Origin of the sequence: Pseudonocardia sp. DSM 110487, from assembly GCF_019468565.1 — a bacterium.
GTDB lineage: Bacteria > Actinomycetota > Actinomycetes > Mycobacteriales > Pseudonocardiaceae > Pseudonocardia.
The window spans coordinates 8,358,203-8,373,045 of sequence record NZ_CP080521.1 but is presented as its reverse complement, the minus strand read 5'-3'; the positions used below and the strand labels follow the sequence as shown (position 1 = coordinate 8,373,045).

General features: G+C 72.6%; 17 protein-coding genes. 9 read left to right on the top strand and 8 right to left on the bottom strand.

The window, feature by feature from the left end:
• Nucleotides 1-18: 18 nt before the first annotated feature.
• Entirely contained in the window at nucleotides 19-1,356 is a 1,338-nt protein-coding gene (locus K1T35_RS39260) for an NAD(P)/FAD-dependent oxidoreductase (RefSeq protein WP_220256753.1), read from the bottom strand.
• A gap of 109 nt (nucleotides 1,357-1,465) precedes the next feature.
• Between K1T35_RS39260 and K1T35_RS39255 the strand changes: the two genes are divergently transcribed.
• The 4 genes from K1T35_RS39255 (at nucleotide 1,466) to K1T35_RS39240 (ending at nucleotide 4,490) form a co-directional block, all read left to right on the top strand.
• The gene (locus tag K1T35_RS39255; RefSeq protein ID WP_220256752.1) at nucleotides 1,466-2,293 is read left to right on the top strand and encodes a sugar phosphate isomerase/epimerase; all 828 of its coding nucleotides are present in this window, start codon (nucleotides 1,466-1,468) and stop codon (nucleotides 2,291-2,293) included.
• Nucleotides 2,290-3,411: a Gfo/Idh/MocA family protein gene (locus K1T35_RS39250; RefSeq protein WP_220256751.1), complete on the top strand. Its 1,122-nt coding sequence runs from the start codon at nucleotides 2,290-2,292 to the stop codon at nucleotides 3,409-3,411. The genes K1T35_RS39255 and K1T35_RS39250 overlap by 4 nt, the downstream gene beginning before the upstream one ends.
• Nucleotides 3,412-3,501: 90 nt before the next feature.
• The gene (locus K1T35_RS39245; protein WP_220256750.1) at nucleotides 3,502-4,053 is read left to right on the top strand and encodes a TetR/AcrR family transcriptional regulator; all 552 of its coding nucleotides are present in this window, start codon (nucleotides 3,502-3,504) and stop codon (nucleotides 4,051-4,053) included.
• A complete protein-coding gene (locus K1T35_RS39240; protein ID WP_220256749.1) occupies nucleotides 4,050-4,490 on the top strand; it encodes an SRPBCC family protein in 441 nt (146 codons plus the stop codon). Before K1T35_RS39245 ends, K1T35_RS39240 begins: the two co-directional genes overlap by 4 nt.
• Here K1T35_RS39240 and K1T35_RS39235 read toward each other — a convergent pair whose 3' ends face one another.
• Both K1T35_RS39235 and K1T35_RS39230 read right to left on the bottom strand, forming a co-directional pair.
• A complete protein-coding gene (locus tag K1T35_RS39235; RefSeq protein ID WP_220256748.1) occupies nucleotides 4,491-5,384 on the bottom strand; it encodes an SRPBCC domain-containing protein in 894 nt (297 codons plus the stop codon).
• Nucleotides 5,377-5,937 carry a helix-turn-helix domain-containing protein gene (locus K1T35_RS39230; protein WP_220256747.1) on the bottom strand — a complete coding sequence of 187 codons (561 nt, stop codon included), beginning with the start codon at nucleotides 5,935-5,937 and terminating at the stop codon, nucleotides 5,377-5,379. Before K1T35_RS39230 ends, K1T35_RS39235 begins: the two co-directional genes overlap by 8 nt.
• 85 nt (nucleotides 5,938-6,022) lie before the next feature.
• Here K1T35_RS39230 and K1T35_RS39225 point away from each other — a divergent pair, with 85 nt between their 5' ends.
• Nucleotides 6,023-6,445: a low affinity iron permease family protein gene (locus tag K1T35_RS39225; RefSeq protein ID WP_220256746.1), complete on the top strand. Its 423-nt coding sequence runs from the start codon at nucleotides 6,023-6,025 to the stop codon at nucleotides 6,443-6,445.
• Nucleotides 6,446-6,706: 261 nt separating this feature from the next.
• The gene (locus K1T35_RS39220; protein WP_255621215.1) at nucleotides 6,707-7,036 is read left to right on the top strand and encodes a helix-turn-helix domain-containing protein; all 330 of its coding nucleotides are present in this window, start codon (nucleotides 6,707-6,709) and stop codon (nucleotides 7,034-7,036) included.
• Between the two features lie 32 nt (nucleotides 7,037-7,068).
• On the opposite strand, the gene K1T35_RS39215 is transcribed toward K1T35_RS39220, so the two are convergent.
• The 5 genes from K1T35_RS39215 to K1T35_RS39195 all read right to left on the bottom strand — a co-directional run bounded on the left by K1T35_RS39215 (nucleotide 7,069) and on the right by K1T35_RS39195 (nucleotide 12,590).
• On the bottom strand, nucleotides 7,069-7,506 hold the full coding sequence (locus K1T35_RS39215; protein WP_220256745.1) for an Hsp20/alpha crystallin family protein: 438 nt from the start codon (nucleotides 7,504-7,506) through the stop codon (nucleotides 7,069-7,071).
• A 157-nt stretch (nucleotides 7,507-7,663) separates the two neighbouring features.
• On the bottom strand, nucleotides 7,664-8,986 hold the full coding sequence (locus tag K1T35_RS39210; protein ID WP_220256744.1) for an Nramp family divalent metal transporter: 1,323 nt from the start codon (nucleotides 8,984-8,986) through the stop codon (nucleotides 7,664-7,666).
• Between the two features lie 551 nt (nucleotides 8,987-9,537).
• Nucleotides 9,538-10,470 (bottom strand): TAXI family TRAP transporter solute-binding subunit, encoded by a 933-nt coding sequence (locus tag K1T35_RS39205; protein ID WP_220256743.1) that lies wholly within the window; start codon nucleotides 10,468-10,470, stop codon nucleotides 9,538-9,540.
• On the bottom strand, nucleotides 10,467-11,843 hold the full coding sequence (locus tag K1T35_RS39200) for a HAMP domain-containing sensor histidine kinase (RefSeq protein ID WP_220256742.1): 1,377 nt from the start codon (nucleotides 11,841-11,843) through the stop codon (nucleotides 10,467-10,469). Before K1T35_RS39200 ends, K1T35_RS39205 begins: the two co-directional genes overlap by 4 nt.
• An 87-nt stretch (nucleotides 11,844-11,930) precedes the next feature.
• A complete protein-coding gene (locus K1T35_RS39195; protein WP_220256741.1) occupies nucleotides 11,931-12,590 on the bottom strand; it encodes a response regulator transcription factor in 660 nt (219 codons plus the stop codon).
• Nucleotides 12,591-12,643: 53 nt separating this feature from the next.
• Between K1T35_RS39195 and K1T35_RS39190 the strand changes: the two genes are divergently transcribed.
• The 3 genes from K1T35_RS39190 (at nucleotide 12,644) to K1T35_RS39180 (ending at nucleotide 14,843) form a co-directional block, all read left to right on the top strand.
• On the top strand, nucleotides 12,644-13,261 hold the full coding sequence (locus tag K1T35_RS39190) for a dihydrofolate reductase family protein (protein WP_220256740.1): 618 nt from the start codon (nucleotides 12,644-12,646) through the stop codon (nucleotides 13,259-13,261).
• 89 nt (nucleotides 13,262-13,350) lie between these two features.
• Nucleotides 13,351-13,791 (top strand): NfeD family protein, encoded by a 441-nt coding sequence (locus tag K1T35_RS39185; protein ID WP_255621214.1) that lies wholly within the window; start codon nucleotides 13,351-13,353, stop codon nucleotides 13,789-13,791.
• Between the two features lie 2 nt (nucleotides 13,792-13,793).
• Nucleotides 13,794-14,843, top strand: coding sequence for an SPFH domain-containing protein (locus tag K1T35_RS39180; RefSeq protein ID WP_220256739.1), 1,050 nt, complete (start codon nucleotides 13,794-13,796; stop codon nucleotides 14,841-14,843).

Below are 14,843 nucleotides of genomic sequence, written 5' to 3'. Positions count from 1 at the left end.
GCGGAAGCTACTCCCGGATCACCGCGAGGCGTGCTCCAGTTCGGGTGACGCGGTCTCCAGTGGCACGTTCGGCCCCCGGACCAGCCCTAGCTGCACGGTCTGGCGGGGCAGCACCGCGTCGAGGAGCCAGTCGGCCGCGGTCCGGGTGCGGTTGGTCGGCATGGACAGCAGGTGGTAGCCGCGGGTCACCGCCTTCGCGGCGAGCCCGGCGAGCGGCACGTGCAGCGGGTTGGCGGCGGCCTCGCGCCCGCCCAGCTCGACCACGAAGCCGAGGTCGTGGTGGCGGTAGGTGCGGGCCGTGCCGTGCCCGAGCGACGCGGCGACGTTGCGGCCCGCGAGCTTGCCCTGCCGCACGGCGTGCTGCGCGGTCATGGCCGTCACGTCACCGGGACGGGTCAGGTCGGGAACCGCGGCCGCGTCGCCGCACGCGGACACGTCGGGGTGCCCGGGGACGGTCAGCTGTGCATCGACGACGAGCCGGCCCTTGTTCGTGGGAAGCCCGAACCCCTCCACGAGCGGGTCGGGGCGCACCCCGACGCACCACACCAGCGTGCGGGTGGGCACCTTCTCGCCGGTCGTGAGGCATACGTGCTCGTGGGTGGCCTCCCGCACCGACTGGCCGGTGCGCACCTCGACGCCGCGCTCGCGCAGCACGCGGTCCGCGGTGCGCGAGAGCCGCGGGTCGAGCTCGGGCAGCACGCGCTCGGCCAGGTCGAGCAGCATCCAGCGAACGGGCTGGTCGCGCAGCGCGCCGTGCTGGCGCACCAGCGCGTCGGTGAACAGCGGGCCTTGCGCGGCGACCTCGGTGCCGGTGTAGCCCGCGCCGACCACGACGAACGTGCAGCGCGCCTCCCGCTCCGCCGGATCGTCGGTGGAGGCGGCCAGCTCGATCTGGCGAGTGATGTGGTCGCGCAGGTAGAGCGCCTCCGGGATGCCCCGGAAACCGTGCGCGTGCTCGGCGACCCCGGGGATGGGGAGCAGCTTGTTGACGCTGCCCGCTGCGACCACGAGCCGGTCGTAGCCCAGCTCGTGGCGACCGCCCTCGGGGTCGGTCCACGCGACCCGGCGCGCGTCGAGGTCGGCCCTGTCGACCTCCCCGAGCACCACCCGCACGCCGGGCAGGGTGGCGGCCAGCGGCACCGTGATCCGGCGCGGGTCGATCACGCCTGCCGCGACCTCCGGCAGCAGCGGCAGGTAGAGGAAGTAGTCGGTGGGGTTGATCAGAACGATCTCGGCCGTGTCGCCTGCCCGTTTCGCGAGCGACCGCGCGGCGCCGTGGCCGGCGAACCCCCCTCCGACGATCACGACCCGTGGACGGGGGCGCGGCGGTGCCGTTCCTGGAGCTGTCGAGGCCATGGCCATCGCCTACCCGCGATGCCCGAAAGGCAAGCGCCGCCACCGCCGCCGACTACGCTCAGTCGTCGGGCGCCCCGATCGAACGGCGCTCAGACGGGAGTGCAGCAGTATGTGGACCCTCTCCGGCTTCGCCGACGAGATCTCCCCCGACCTGGACGAGCAGTGCCGGGTGCTCACCGACCTCGGGATCCGCCACATCGAGTTCCGCAGCGCGTGGGATACGAACGTCCTCGACCTCGACGACGACCAGCTGGAGAAGGTGCGGGCGACGCTCGAGAGCGCCGGCATCGGCACCTCATCGGTCGGCTCGCCGATCGGCAAGATCGGGGTGCTCGACGACTTCGACGCCCACCTGGTGCGGATGCGCCGCGCCCTGCACGTCGCCGAGGTGCTGCAGGCGCCCTACATCCGGCTGTTCTCCTTCTTCATCCCGAAGGGTGACGACCCGTCGGCGCACCGCGACGAGGTGCTGCGCCGGATGGCCGCGCTCGCCGCCGAGGCCGATGGGCACGACGTCGTGCTGCTGCACGAGAACGAGAAGGAGATCTACGGCGACACCCCGCAGCGCTGCCTCGACATCCTGGAGTCGGTCGGTTCGCCGAAGCTGCGGCTGGCGTGGGACCCGGCCAACTTCGTGCAGGTGGGTGTCACCCCGTTCACCGAGGGTTACGAGAGCCTGCGCCCGCACCTGGAGTACCTGCAGGTGAAGGACGCGCTGCTGGCCGACGGCACTGTCGTGCCGGCGGGCGAGGGCGACGGCGAGGTCGAGGCCACCGTGCGGGCGCTCGTCGCCGACGGCTACGACGGGTTCTGCTCGATGGAGCCGCACCTGGCCACCGCGGGTTCGCTCGGCGGGTTCTCCGGCGAGCACCACTTCCGGCGGGCGACCGTCGCGTTCACGGCGATCCTCGACAAGGTGGGGGTGGAGTACCGGTGACGGTGCGGTTCGCGGTCGTCGGCTGCGGGGTCATCGGCACGCTGCACGCCGAGGTGCTCGCGGCGGATCCGGACACCGCGGTGAGCGTGCTGGTGGACCCGGACATCGCCGCGGCCGACTCCGTCGCCGCGCGGCTCGGCGGCGCCACGCCGGTCACCACCTCGCTGGACGCGGCACTGGCCCGTGACGACGTCGACGCGGTGGCGATCTGCGTGCCGAGCGGGGCGCACGCGCAGATCGCCGTGGCCGCCCTGCAGGCGGGCCGCCACGTCGTGGTGGAGAAGCCGGTCGACGTCACGGTCGAGGCGGCAGCGCCGATCGCGGCGGCCGCAGCGGCGGCGCCCGAGGGCACCGTGGTCACGGTGATCAGCCAGCACCGCTTCGACCCGGCGAGCGTCGTGGTGCGCGACGCGATCAGCGCGGGCCGGTTCGGCCGGATCACATCGGCCGTCGCGACGGTGTCCTGGTGGCGCAGCCAGTCCTACTACGACTCCGGCGCGTGGCGGGGCACGTGGGAGCTCGACGGTGGCGGCGCGCTGATGAACCAGGGCGTGCACACCGTCGACCTGCTGCTGTGGTTCCTCGGCACGCCGGTCGAGGTGACGGCGCAGACCGGGCTCCTCGCGCACGAGCGGGTCGAGGTGGAGGACACGGTGGCCGCGGTCGTGCGGTTCGAGTCCGGCGCGCTGGCCACCCTGCACGCCACCACGGCCGCCTACCCCGGCCTCTCCGTCCGGCTGCAGGTGCTGGGCGACGCCGGCTCCGCCGTGATCGACGACGACCGGCTCCGCTACTTCCACAGCAAGGAGTTGGCGTCCGCCGAGGCCGCGGGGGACGCGGGGGTCAGCGCCGACAAGGGCGACCGCTCCGACCAGACCGCGCTCGTCCTGCCCGCCGATGAGGAGGCCGATCCGGCCCATGGCCCGATGTTCACCGGCCACGCGCGGCAGTACCGCGACATCGTCGAGGCGATCCGCACCGGCCGCCGCCCCGGCGTCACGCTCGACGACGCCCTGCTCGCGCTGGCCACCGTGCAGGCGGTCTACGAGTCGGCCCGCACCGGCGCCCCGGTCCGGGTGGCGGATGTGCTCGCGGCGGTGAACGTCCCGGCGCCATAGCCGTCCCTCGCCGGTCGAGTAGCGGAGGCGCTGGGGGCGCCGTCCCTACTCGACCACCGGAGGGGTGTACCAAGTGGTACAGTCGCCTCCGTGGAGGGGGACGCGAAGGCGGCGCTGCTGTCGTCGGCGATCACCCACCTTGCCGGGCACGGCCTCGGCGGTGCCACCCTGCGCGGCATCGCGTCGGCGATCGGCACCAGCCACCGGATGCTGATCTACCACTTCGGGTCCCGGGACGGGCTCCTGCTCGCGATCGTGCGCAGCGTCGAGGAGCAGCAGCGCGCCGCGATGGCCGAGCTCGCCGCCGACCCTGACGCGTCGGTGGCAGACCTGTCCCGGCGCATGTGGGAGCGCGTGGCCGATCCCCGCCTGCACCCGCACGAGCGGCTCTTCTTCGAGCTGTACGGCCGCGCGCTGCAGGGCGACCCGGGCGCGGCGCCGATGCTGACCTGGGTCGTCCCGGCATGGCTCGGCCAGCTCAGCGCGCTCCTCGTCGACCGCGGGCTACCCGCCGACGAGGCGCGGGCCACCGCCCGGCTCGGCCTTGCGGCCGTCCGCGGGCTGCTGCTCGACCTGCTGGCCACGGGTGACCGCGCGGGCGCGGACGAGGCCGTCGAGCTGTTCATCGGGAGGGTGACATGAGGATCCAGCGCATCGCCGCAGAGACGACGACCGAGGCGTCGCCTGAGGAGGTCTGGGCGTTGCTCTCCGACCGGTCCACGTGGCCGTCGTGGTCGCCCCTCGGGTCGCACACCGCGGAGCGGCTCGGCGAGGGCGGCAACCCGGACGCGCTCGGTGGCATTGCGCGGTTCGTCACGGGTCGCCACTGTGTCCGGGAGGAGATCGTGGAGCGGGAACCGACCGGCAGGCTGAGCTACACGCTGCTCTCCGGGCTGCCGTTGCGCGACTACCGAGCCGTCGTCGAGCTGACCCCGGCCGGGACGGGCACGCACATCCGGTGGAGCGCGACGTTCTTCCCCGGTCGCCCCGGCACGGGCTGGATCTACCGGATCGCGCTGACCCGGATCTTCCGCGGCATGGTCACGGGATTGGCCGCGGCGGCGCCGGTCGGTAACTGATCACTCGCGTTCCTCCGGTAGGTCGGTGCTCACCGGAGTCCAGTCCGCGCCGAGTTCGTGCATGCGACGCAGCTCGGCGAGGCCCGCGAGCCACCCGGCCTCGTGCTGGGCCGCGCTGTCGAGTTCGTCGGCGCCGAACCCGCTCTGCACGAACGTCAGGTGCGTTCCGCCTCCTGAGCCGGCGAGCTCCCACCGCACGACCGCACCCGCCCCGTCGGCGTAGACGAGCATCTCGCCCGGCTCGAACTCGCTGATCTCGCCGTCGAGCCCGAACGAGATCCGCCCGCCGAGCCGGGGGTCGATCTCGGGTGCCCAGCCGAACCAGCGCTCCACCTGCGCGGGCTCGACGAGCGATGCGAAGACGCGCTCCGGCGGGGCGGCGATGTCGAGCTCCGCGCGGATCTCGCGGGACCGGTCGGGGTCGAAGTCGGCGCGCAGGGTGGGTGCGCGCCCGGCGAGGTGCTCGGCGAGTTCGACGAGCGCGAGGCCCCAGAACGTGTGCATGGAATGCCGGCCGTCCCGGCGGCCCTGCGGGGCCATCAGCTCGTCGAGCGTCGGCATCCGGTACTGGCGCAGGGCCAGCGCCGTGTGCTCACCGGCGGGCGCCAGCTCGATCCGGACCTCCGTCTCGATCCCGTCGAGCGTCCACGTGAACGCGAGCAGGTGGTCCGGTTCCGCCGTGACGAGGCGGTGCCGCCCCCGCTCGCCCTGCGGGACGCGGCGACCCCAGAACTCGAAGTGTCCGGCGTCGAGATCGACGTCCGCCTCGTCCGCGAGCCACTCCCGCAGGGAAGGCGGGTCGGTGAGCGCGTGGAACGCGGTGGCCGAAGGTACCGGGAGCCGGGCCTGCAGGCCGAGCACGTGCGTGCCTTCGGCAGTGGTCGGGTCACTCATCGTGGGCCTCCTTGAGGTAACAGGCCACGGCGAGCCGGAACACCTCGCCTTCGCTGCCGCCGTGGCGTGCGAACAGGTCCTGGAGCGTCGAGCGCAGGTCGTCGAGGAACGCCTTGCGGGCGCCGGGAGGCAACCGGATCTCGCCCGAGACGCCGAGCGTGGAGAGATCGCCGACGGGGCGGCCCTCCAGCCGCACGAGGTCGGTCTGCACGTCCTCGACGAGGTTCAGCAGGTAGCCGAGACTCAGCTGGTCCTGCGCGCCACGTCCGCCGATCGGGCCGACAAGGCGCGGGGAGAGCCAGTACGAGCGTGCGACCGCCTGGTAGATGCCCTCGGAGATGCCGTGGACGCGGCGCTCGTCCACCCGGTCGATCAGGCCGGCATCCCGCAGCCGCTGCACGTGGTAGTAGACGCGCTGCGCCGACTGCCCGAGCACGGCGCCCACCTGCGTACACGAGCGCGGTTCGGCCAGCTGACGCAGCACCTCGACCCGTTGCGGTTTGAAGAGCGCCTCCGCCTGGTCGAACCGGTCGACCAACAACAGCTCCTTCATGATGAAGAGAGTTTTTACGTAAAAGAGTTACTTGTCAACGGGTCCGGGTAGTCCCGATCATCGGCGCGGAGGAACGGAGGCGGCGATGACGGCCACTGAGGTGCGGAAACACGACGGCGAGATGCCGTCGGATGTGACGGGGAAGCTGTCGATCTTCGACCGCTTCGCGTCGGCGGTGAACGAGTTCGTCTCCCGGCCGTGGTTCTTCATGTTCTGCGTGCTGCTCGTCGTGCTCTGGGCGCCGTCCTTCGTGGTGCTGCCCAGCATCGACACGTGGCAGTTGATCATCAACACCGCCACGACGATCGTGACGTTCCTGCTGGTGGCGCTGCTGCAGAACACGCAGAAGCGCGCCGACGACGCGTCGCAGAAGAAGCTGAACGCCATCGCGGAGGGGCTGTCGGACCTGATGGAGAAGCTCGCCGCCGACCACCCCGAGCTGCGCGACGACCGCATGGAGCTGCGGAAGGCCGTTGGTCTCGAGGACCGGGAGGGCGCGGAGGACTGATCCCTACCGCCTGGTGACGGTGACCGCAGGCGGAGCGGGTCGAGGGACGGACCATGTTTTCTGGCGTAGCTGCTTGACCCCATCTCCAGCCGGAACTACAGTTTTTGGTGTTGCACGAGCTTCCGATGGAAGTCGAGTGACTCGGGAGGTGGTCGCCTGGACGGCAGTCGAGCATCGAGATCATCTATACCGTTGTCATGTTGATCCACGGGCCCGGTCTCCACGACCGGGCCCGGTCGTGTGCGGGGAGGGGGTTCTCCGGTGGGTGTCGACCAGCTCGACGACGAGGACTACCCCGCGATGACGATGGGGCAGGCGGCTGAGCTGCTCGACGTGCAGCCTGCCTTCCTGCGCAGCCTGGACGCAGCGGGCGTCCTCATCCCGGTTCGCTCCGGCGGTGGCCACCGGCGCTACTCGCGGCGACAGCTGGTGCTGGCCACGCGGATGCGCGCCCTGTTCGACGAAGGGCTGAACCTCGACGCGGCGGCCAGGATCGTCGCGCTGCAGGACGAGCTGAGCGCTGCTCGCACGCGGATCGCCGAGCTCGAGGCGCGGATCGGAGCGCGGAACGGCGACGGCCCCGACCGATGATCGGTCGGGGCCGCCGGTCCGAGTGGTGTTCGTCAGGCGTCGATCTGCTTCGGCTCGCTGCCGGAGCCGGCGATCGAGATACGGCGCGGCTTGGCCTTCTCGGCGATCGGGATCCGCAGCGTCAGCACGCCGGCGTCGTACGAGGCGTCGATGTGGTCGGTGTCGAGAGTGTCGCCGAGGAACAACTGGCGGGAGAACACGCCGAGCGGCCGCTCGGCCACCTGCATCTCCACGTGCTCGCCCGAGAACGGGCGCCGCTCGGCCTTGACGGTGAGCACGTTGCGCTCCACGTCCAGTTCGATCGCGTCGGCGGGAACGCCGGGCAGGTCGAAGCAGACGACGAAGTGGTCACCGTCCCGGTAGGCGTCCATCGGCATGGCGGTGGGTCGGGACCACGTGCCGGGGACGTTGCCGAACACCTGCTGGGTGAGCCGGTCCAGCTCGCGGAACGGGTCGGTGCGCATCAGCATCGCATGCCACTCCTTCCATGATCGCGCGATGCCTCCCGAGCGCGGGGTGCCGCTCGGATACCTCCAATGCTAGCTACAGGTTTCTTGCCATGCAAGGGCTCATGCTCTTGCACTGACCGGGTGAATCTCTCTCCCGCTGGCGCGTCGACGCCGGTGGTCAGGAGACGCGGTTCCAGATGTCGGCCACCAGCAGCACGACGAAGAGCGCCGACGCCAACCCGAGCAGCCCGTTCGACAGCCAGCCCGACCGGCCGTCCGCCGCGATCCGCTTGGAGTTGAGCAGCAGGATCAGCGTCACCCCCAGGAACGGCATGAACGCGGCCCCGAGCACGCCGTAGATCAGCGTGAGCGCGAACGGGCGATCGAAGAACAGCAGAGCCATCGGCGGGATCGTCAGCCAGATCAGGTACGCCCGGAACGGCGTGCTGCGCTCGGCCGCCCTGGCCTCGTATCCGGTCTCGGTTGCCGTCGACCGTTCCGTGCGCAACGCCTCGGCCGCCACCTCCGCCGCCGCGCCGTGGGGCAGCCGGATGGCGCGCGTCCAGTCCGTGAACAGCAGGCTGACGCCGTTCCACACGCCGAGCAGGGACGTGGTGGTCACCGCGAGGAAGCCGACGAGGAACAGGATCCGCGCCCAGTCGCCGTACCGGGTGCCCAGCTCGGTGCCGAGCACGAGCAGGCCCCTGTCGTTCTCGGTGAGGTCCTGGCCGAGCAGCAGGTTGGCGCCCACGACGAGCATGGCGATCACGAAGATCGCGGTCATCGTGTAGCCGACGGCGTTGTCGAGCCGCATCATCGACAGCCAGCCGGTGCCCTTCCAGCCCTTCGCGATCATCCAGTAGCCGTACGCGGCCATCGTGATCGTGCCGCCGACGCCGCCGATCAGGCCGAGCACGTAGATCACCGAGCCGTCGGGGAGCCGGGGGACCAGACCGCCTGCCAGGTCCAGGAGGTCGGGCGCCACCAGGAAGGCCACGGAGACGACCGACACGAACTTGATCAGCACCAGGACGGTGATGAACTTCTCGAAGATCTCGTAGCGCTGCAGCCACACCAGCACGAGACCCACGACACCGGCGATCATGGCCCAGTACCGGACGTCGAGGCCACCGAACAGGGCGTTCAGCGGGAGCCCCACCGCGGACATCGCGGTGGCGCCGTACACGAACCCCCAGATCACGATGTAGACACCGAAGAAGACGGTGGCCCAGCGGCCGAGCCGCCGCCAGCCGTCCAGCAGCGTGGAGCCGGATGCGAGGTGCCATCGGCCGACGCCCTCTGCGAGCGCGAGCTTCAGCACGGCGCCCAGCACGGCCGCCCACAGGAGCACGGTGCCGAAGCGGGCGCCCGCCACCATCGTGGCGACGAGGTCACCTGCGCCGACGCCGGCGGCCGCGGCGAGCAACCCCGGTCCGACCTGCTTGACCTTCGCTCCGAATCCAACGGGTGGCCTCGCCACCGTGGTGTCAGACGTACTCATCCGCTCCCGCTCCTCGTCGATGCCGGGGATTGTCGCCCGCCGACCGTAGATCCGCCGCGCGGCGCTCGCGCGCGATCTTTACGGGCCCTTAGTCCTACAGCCGGATTTCGGTGGTGGGCGGCGGCCGGGGGCTGGTGGGTGAGGCCCGGGGCTGTCCGGTGCCGGGCACGGCGCGCCCACGAAAGCGTCCGGCACCCGGCTGCACCCCCCTGGAGGTGCGTTCCGCGCAACGCACCGCGAGCCAGGCGGTGATCAGCGGTTCGGCGCGAAAGCCGACGCCTCGCGTCGGGAAAGGCGTCGACCTGATGATCACAGGCTCGCCGAGCCACCCAGTCCGGGCTCTGTCGAGCCCGGCGCGCTCGTTCTCGGGCGGCGCACCCCGTCGACGGGGTGTCTGACCTGCGACGGGCTGCGTAGGCCGACGCGGGTTGCGCCGGCGCCTCCGCCGTGCCGAGGAGCGGCCGAGCCCGGCGACCAGAGGAATGATCACGAAGTCCGGCTGGACCAGAAGTCCGCCTGGGGTATTGGGCGACGTCCTGCGCGGCCACCGCCTACCCGTGCAGCTCGCGGTACGCCGCTACCGCTCCCGGGTGCAGCGGGATCGCGCCTGTGCCGATCAGCGAGCGCTGGTCGAGGTACTGGGTGCCAAGCGCCGACTCCGGCACCAGGTCCGGGGCCGCGGCGACGAGCGTGCGGGCCACGGCGCCTGCCGTGGCCGGGGGTAGGGCGGAGGTGCAGACCAGCAGGTTCGCGACGCCGACGGTCGGCACCGGCGCGGCGGGGCCGTACGCGTCGGCGGGCACGGTGACCGCCCCGTAGACATCGCCGTGGCGGGAACGCAGCTGCGGCAGGTGCTCGGCGAGCGGCAGCAAGCGGACGGGGCGACGCGCCGCGAGTTCGGCGAGCGCGGGTGTCGGCACCCCGCCCGACCACAGGAGCGCGTCCGTGGATCCCGACTCGAGCGCGGTGACGGCGTCGCGCAGCGGGCGGCGGGTCACGTCCGCCGCGATGCCCACCGCGGCGAGCAACCGGTCGCCGAACACGGCGGCGCCGGAGCCGACGGCGCCGAGCGAGACCGGGCGCCCTGCGAGGTCGGCGGCGCTGACGGCGGGGTCCTCGGCCCGCACCACCAGCTGCATGTAGTTCTCGTAGACGCGGCCGATCGCCCGCAGCGGCACCGGCACGCCGAACGGCTCGTCCCCGTTGCGGGCGGCGAGCGCGATGTCGGTGAGCACGAGCCCGAGCGCGGCGGTGCCATCGCGGAGCCGCTCGATGTTGTCCACGCTGCCCCCGGTGTTCACGACAGCGGCGGGAAGGCCCGCCGCCGCGAGCGCGGAGGCGAGCAACTCACCGAACTCGACGTAGAAGCCGCCCGGCTCGCCCGCCGCCAGCGGGAGGGGCGGTGTCGTCGTGCCCGTGCAGCTCGCGAGGAGCGGGGTGGTGAGCAGGCCGCCCAGCAGCGCCCGGCGCGAGACGCGGGTCATGCCGGCAACTCGATCGTCACGACGAGGCCGGCGTCCGGCGGGGACGAGACGCGCAGGGTGCCACCGCGCGCGGTGACGAGGCGCTCCGCGATCGGCAGGCCGAGCCCGGAGCCTCGCGCGGTGCCGCCGGGGGCGCGCCAGTACCGCTGCGTCGCCTGCCGCAGCTGCTCGGCCGGAAGGCCGGGACCGTCGTCGCGCACCTCGAGCAGCGCCAGCCCGTCGCCGCGGCAGACGGCGATCTCGACCGTGGCGCCGCGGCCGCCGTACTTGACGGCGTTGTCGAGCAGCACGTCGAGCAGCTGCTCCACCTCAGAAGCCGTGCAGGCCGCCTCCACGGGATCCGGAGCCGACGCGTGCAGCCCGACACCGGCCCGTACCGCGGCGGGGCGCCACGCGTCGAGGCGCTCCGCGACGACCGCCGTCAGCTCGGTGCGGTCGTCCGGCCGGGCCGCAACGGCGAGGGCGGTGGCGCGGCTCTCCGCGGCGGCGAGGTCGAGCAGCCCGTCGAGCAGCGCTTCGAGGCGGTCGAGCTCCACCACGGTGGAGTGGTACGTCGCGCGGCCGGCCGCGGCGACGTGCGGGTCGAGGGTGTCGACGCGCAGCCGCAGCGCGGCGAGCGGGTTGCGCAGCTGGTGCGACGTGTCGGCGACGAGCCTGCGCTGCTCCTCGGCGCTGGTGGCGACGGCGTCGGACATCCGGTTGAAGGCGGCGGCGAGCGCGCGCAGCTCGGTGGGGCCCGCGCGCGGGGACACGTGCGCGCCGGGGTGCCCCGCCGCGACCTCCCCGACGCCGGCCGCGAGCTCGCGGATCGGTCGCAGCACCCAGCGGGCGAGCAGCAGCGCGAGCGCCGCGCACGCGGCGGCGGCCAGCAGTGCACCGAGCAGTACGGCCACCCACGCCGCGGTGATGTCGGCAGCCGCGGCCGCAGGCTCGGCCCGCAGCACCACCGCGCCTCCCACCTGGGTACCGGTGCCGATCGGGCGGGCGAACAGGATCGGGCCGGTCGACCACGGCCGCAGCCCCGCCTGCCGGGCCGCCGGCTGGTTGCGCAGGGCCGCGTCCACGGCCGCGACGACGGCAGGGTCGTCGGCGCGCAGCCCGGCCTCCACGATCGCCCGGCCCGATCGGTCGACGACCGCGACGCCCTCGCCGTAGACGGTGTGGTGGGCCTGCACCTCCTGAGCAAGGGTGCCGGCCCCGGCTCGACCGGTGGCCTGCTGGGCGAGCGCGGCGAACCGGTCGAGGTCGCCCGCCCGCGTCAGCACGAACGCCTGGGTGCGTCCGGCCGCTGTGCTCTGCAGCAGCGGGACGGCGAACCCGGCGACGGCGGCGAGCGCGAACGCGAGGAGTACGACGAGAAGCCGACGCCGCACGCTAGTGCGCCGCCCTCGACTGATGGAGCGAGAGTGCCGCTCGCTCGCAAGGTGCGAGCCGATGCGCCGTTCGCTCCACCCACTCCATCAGCGCCCCAGCCGGTAGCCGAAGCCGCGGATCGTCGACACGAGTCCAGGTCGGCCCAGTTTGCTCCGCAGCGACGCCAGGTGGACGTCCAGGGAGCGGCTCACCGCGAGGTACGCGTCGCCCCACACCTCGTCGAGCAGCTGCTGGCGACTCACGGCCGCGCCCGGCCGCCGGGCGAGCGCGGCGAGGATGTCGAACTCCTTCGCGGTGAGCGCGACGTCCGCGCCACCCACCGTGGCGCGGCGGGCGGCCAGGTGCACCTGCAGGTCCTCGATCTCGACCACGTCGCCGGTCGGGCCTTCCGCCGGCCGAGTGCGTCGCACGACGGCGTCGACCCGCGCCAGCAGCTCCCGCAGCCGCACCGGCTTCACGAGGTAGTCGTCGGCGCCGAGGCGCAGACCGCGCACGACGTCCCGCTCGGCGTCCCGCGCGGTCAGCACCAGCACGGGGGTGGCCGCGATCCGGCGGAGTCTGCGCAGCACATCCATGCCGTCGGCGTCGGGCAGGCCGAGGTCCAGCAGCACGAGATCGGCGTCGCGCAGGTGCGGCCACACGTCCGCGGCACGCGCCACCCGCTCGACCCGGTGGCCGTGCGTCCCGAGCGCCTCCACCACCGCGCCGGCCACCCCGTCGTCGTCTTCGACCACCAGCACCCGCACCGGCAGAGCGTGCCACGGATGTTTCTGTCGGATGCGCGTCCTACCGTCAGTGCATGGCCCGACCCCACGTGGTCGCCCACGTCGCGATCGCCCTCGACGGCGCCACCACGGGCTTCGCTCCCGCCGTCGGCCGCTTCTACGAGCTGGCCGCCACCTGGGCCGAGGACGTCACGTTGGCGGGCGCCGACACGATCCTGGCCCAGGAACCGGCGCTGCGTGCCGCGCCGCGCAGGCAAGCGCCCGTGGGTGCCCCACTGCTGGCCGTGGTCGACAGCAGGGCCCGCGTGCGGGAATGGGAGGCCCTCGGCTCGGTCGGCCACTGGTCGGGAGTGCTCGCGCTGCGCGCCGCGGCCACGCCGCCCCGGCCGCACCACGCGGTGCCCGAGCTGGTGGCGGGCGCAGAGTGCGTCGATCTCGCGGAGGCCCTCACCGCGCTCGGCGAGCACCACGGCGCGCGCGTCGTGCGCGTCGACAGCGGTGGCGGGCTGATCGGTGCCCTGGTGCGGCGCGGACTGCTGGACGAGCTGAGCCTGCTCGTCCACCCCCTGCTGGCCGGTCCTGGTCAGCAGAGCTGGCACGGCGGTGCGCAGGCGTCGGCCGCGGCGTTCGAACTGATCGCTGCCGAGGCGCTGGAACGCGATCTCGTGTGGCTGCGCTACCGGGTCGGCTGATCGCCGCTCGGAGGCGAACCCTTCTTCTCCCTGGTCCGGCGGCGCATACTGAGGTGGTCAGCCCCTCATTGACGTGGGCGGGAGGTCCGATGGCCGTGGACATGTGGGTCATCTGGTTGATCGCTGCGGTGGGTCTCATCGTCCTCGAGATCTTCACGCTCACCGCCGCGGTGGGAATCCTCGGCGGCGCTGCCCTGATCACCGCGCTCACCGCGGCGTTGGGGGTGCCGGTGCCGGTGCAGCTCGTCGTGTTCTCCGGTGCGGCCGTGGCCGGCGTCGTGATGCTGGGCCCGCTCGCGCGGCGGCACCTGACGGGTCCGCGCGGCGGCGCCCCGTTCGGGGTGGACGCACTGGTCGGCAAGCCGGGGTACGTCGTGCAGGAGGTCACCGGCCGGGACGGCCGGGTGCGGATCGGCGGCGAGGAGTGGACCGCGCGCGCGATGGACGACACCGTCGTCATCCCGGCCGGCGCCACGGTCGACGTCCTGCAGATCGACGGGGCCACCGCCGTCGTCTATCCGAGGGAGTGATCATGGATCTGGCCCTGATGATCGTCGGCCTGCTCGTCGCCCTGATCGCTGTCGTCACCGTCATGCGGACCGTGCGCATCGTGCCGCAGGCGCGGGCGCGCAACGTCGAGCGGCTCGGCAGGTACCAGCGCACGTTGAAGCCCGGTCTCAACTTCGTGATCCCCTACATCGACCGTGTCTACCCGGTGATCGACCTGCGAGAGCAGGTCGTGTCGTTCCGGCCGCAGCCGGTCATCACCGAGGACAACCTGGTCGTCGAGATCGACACGGTCCTCTACTTCCAGGTCACGGACCCGCGTGCCGCCGCCTACGAGATCGCCAGCTACCTGCAGGCCGTCGAGCAGCTCACCGTCACTACGCTGCGCAACGTGGTTGGCTCGATGGACCTGGAGTGCACGCTCACGTCCCGCGACCGGATCAACAGCACGCTGCGCGGCGTGCTGGACGAGGCCACGGGCAAGTGGGGCCTGCGGGTCAACCGCGTGGAGATCAAGGCCATCGACCCGCCGAAGACCATCAAGGACGCGATGGAGAAGCAGATGCGCGCCGAGCGGGACAAGCGCGCCGCCATCCTGTCCGCGGAGGGTCACCGCCAGTCGCAGATCCTCACCGCGCAGGGCGACAAGCAGGGCGCGATCCTGCGCGCCGAGGGGGAGCGGGCCGCGGTGATCCTCAAGGCAGAGGGCCAGTCCAGGGCGATCGACGAGGTGTTCCAGGCGGTGCACCGCAACGACCCCGACCCGAAGCTGCTCGCCTACCAGTACCTGCAGGTGCTGCCGCAGCTCGCTCAGGGTGAGGGCAACACGTTCTGGGTGATCCCGAGCGAGGTCACTTCCGCGTTGCAGGGCGTCTCGCGGGCCTTCACCGAGGCCGTCCCGCGCTCGCCCGCCACCCGGGACCAGCGCCCCAACGACGAGCTGGCGGCCAAGGCCGCCGAGGACGCGGCGAAGGCAGAGGAGGCCGCGGCCGAAGCGGTCGCGGACGCCGCCGTCCCAGACGGCATCCCGCTCACCAACGGCGGGCAGTCACGGCCGTTGCCGGCCGGCGAGTAG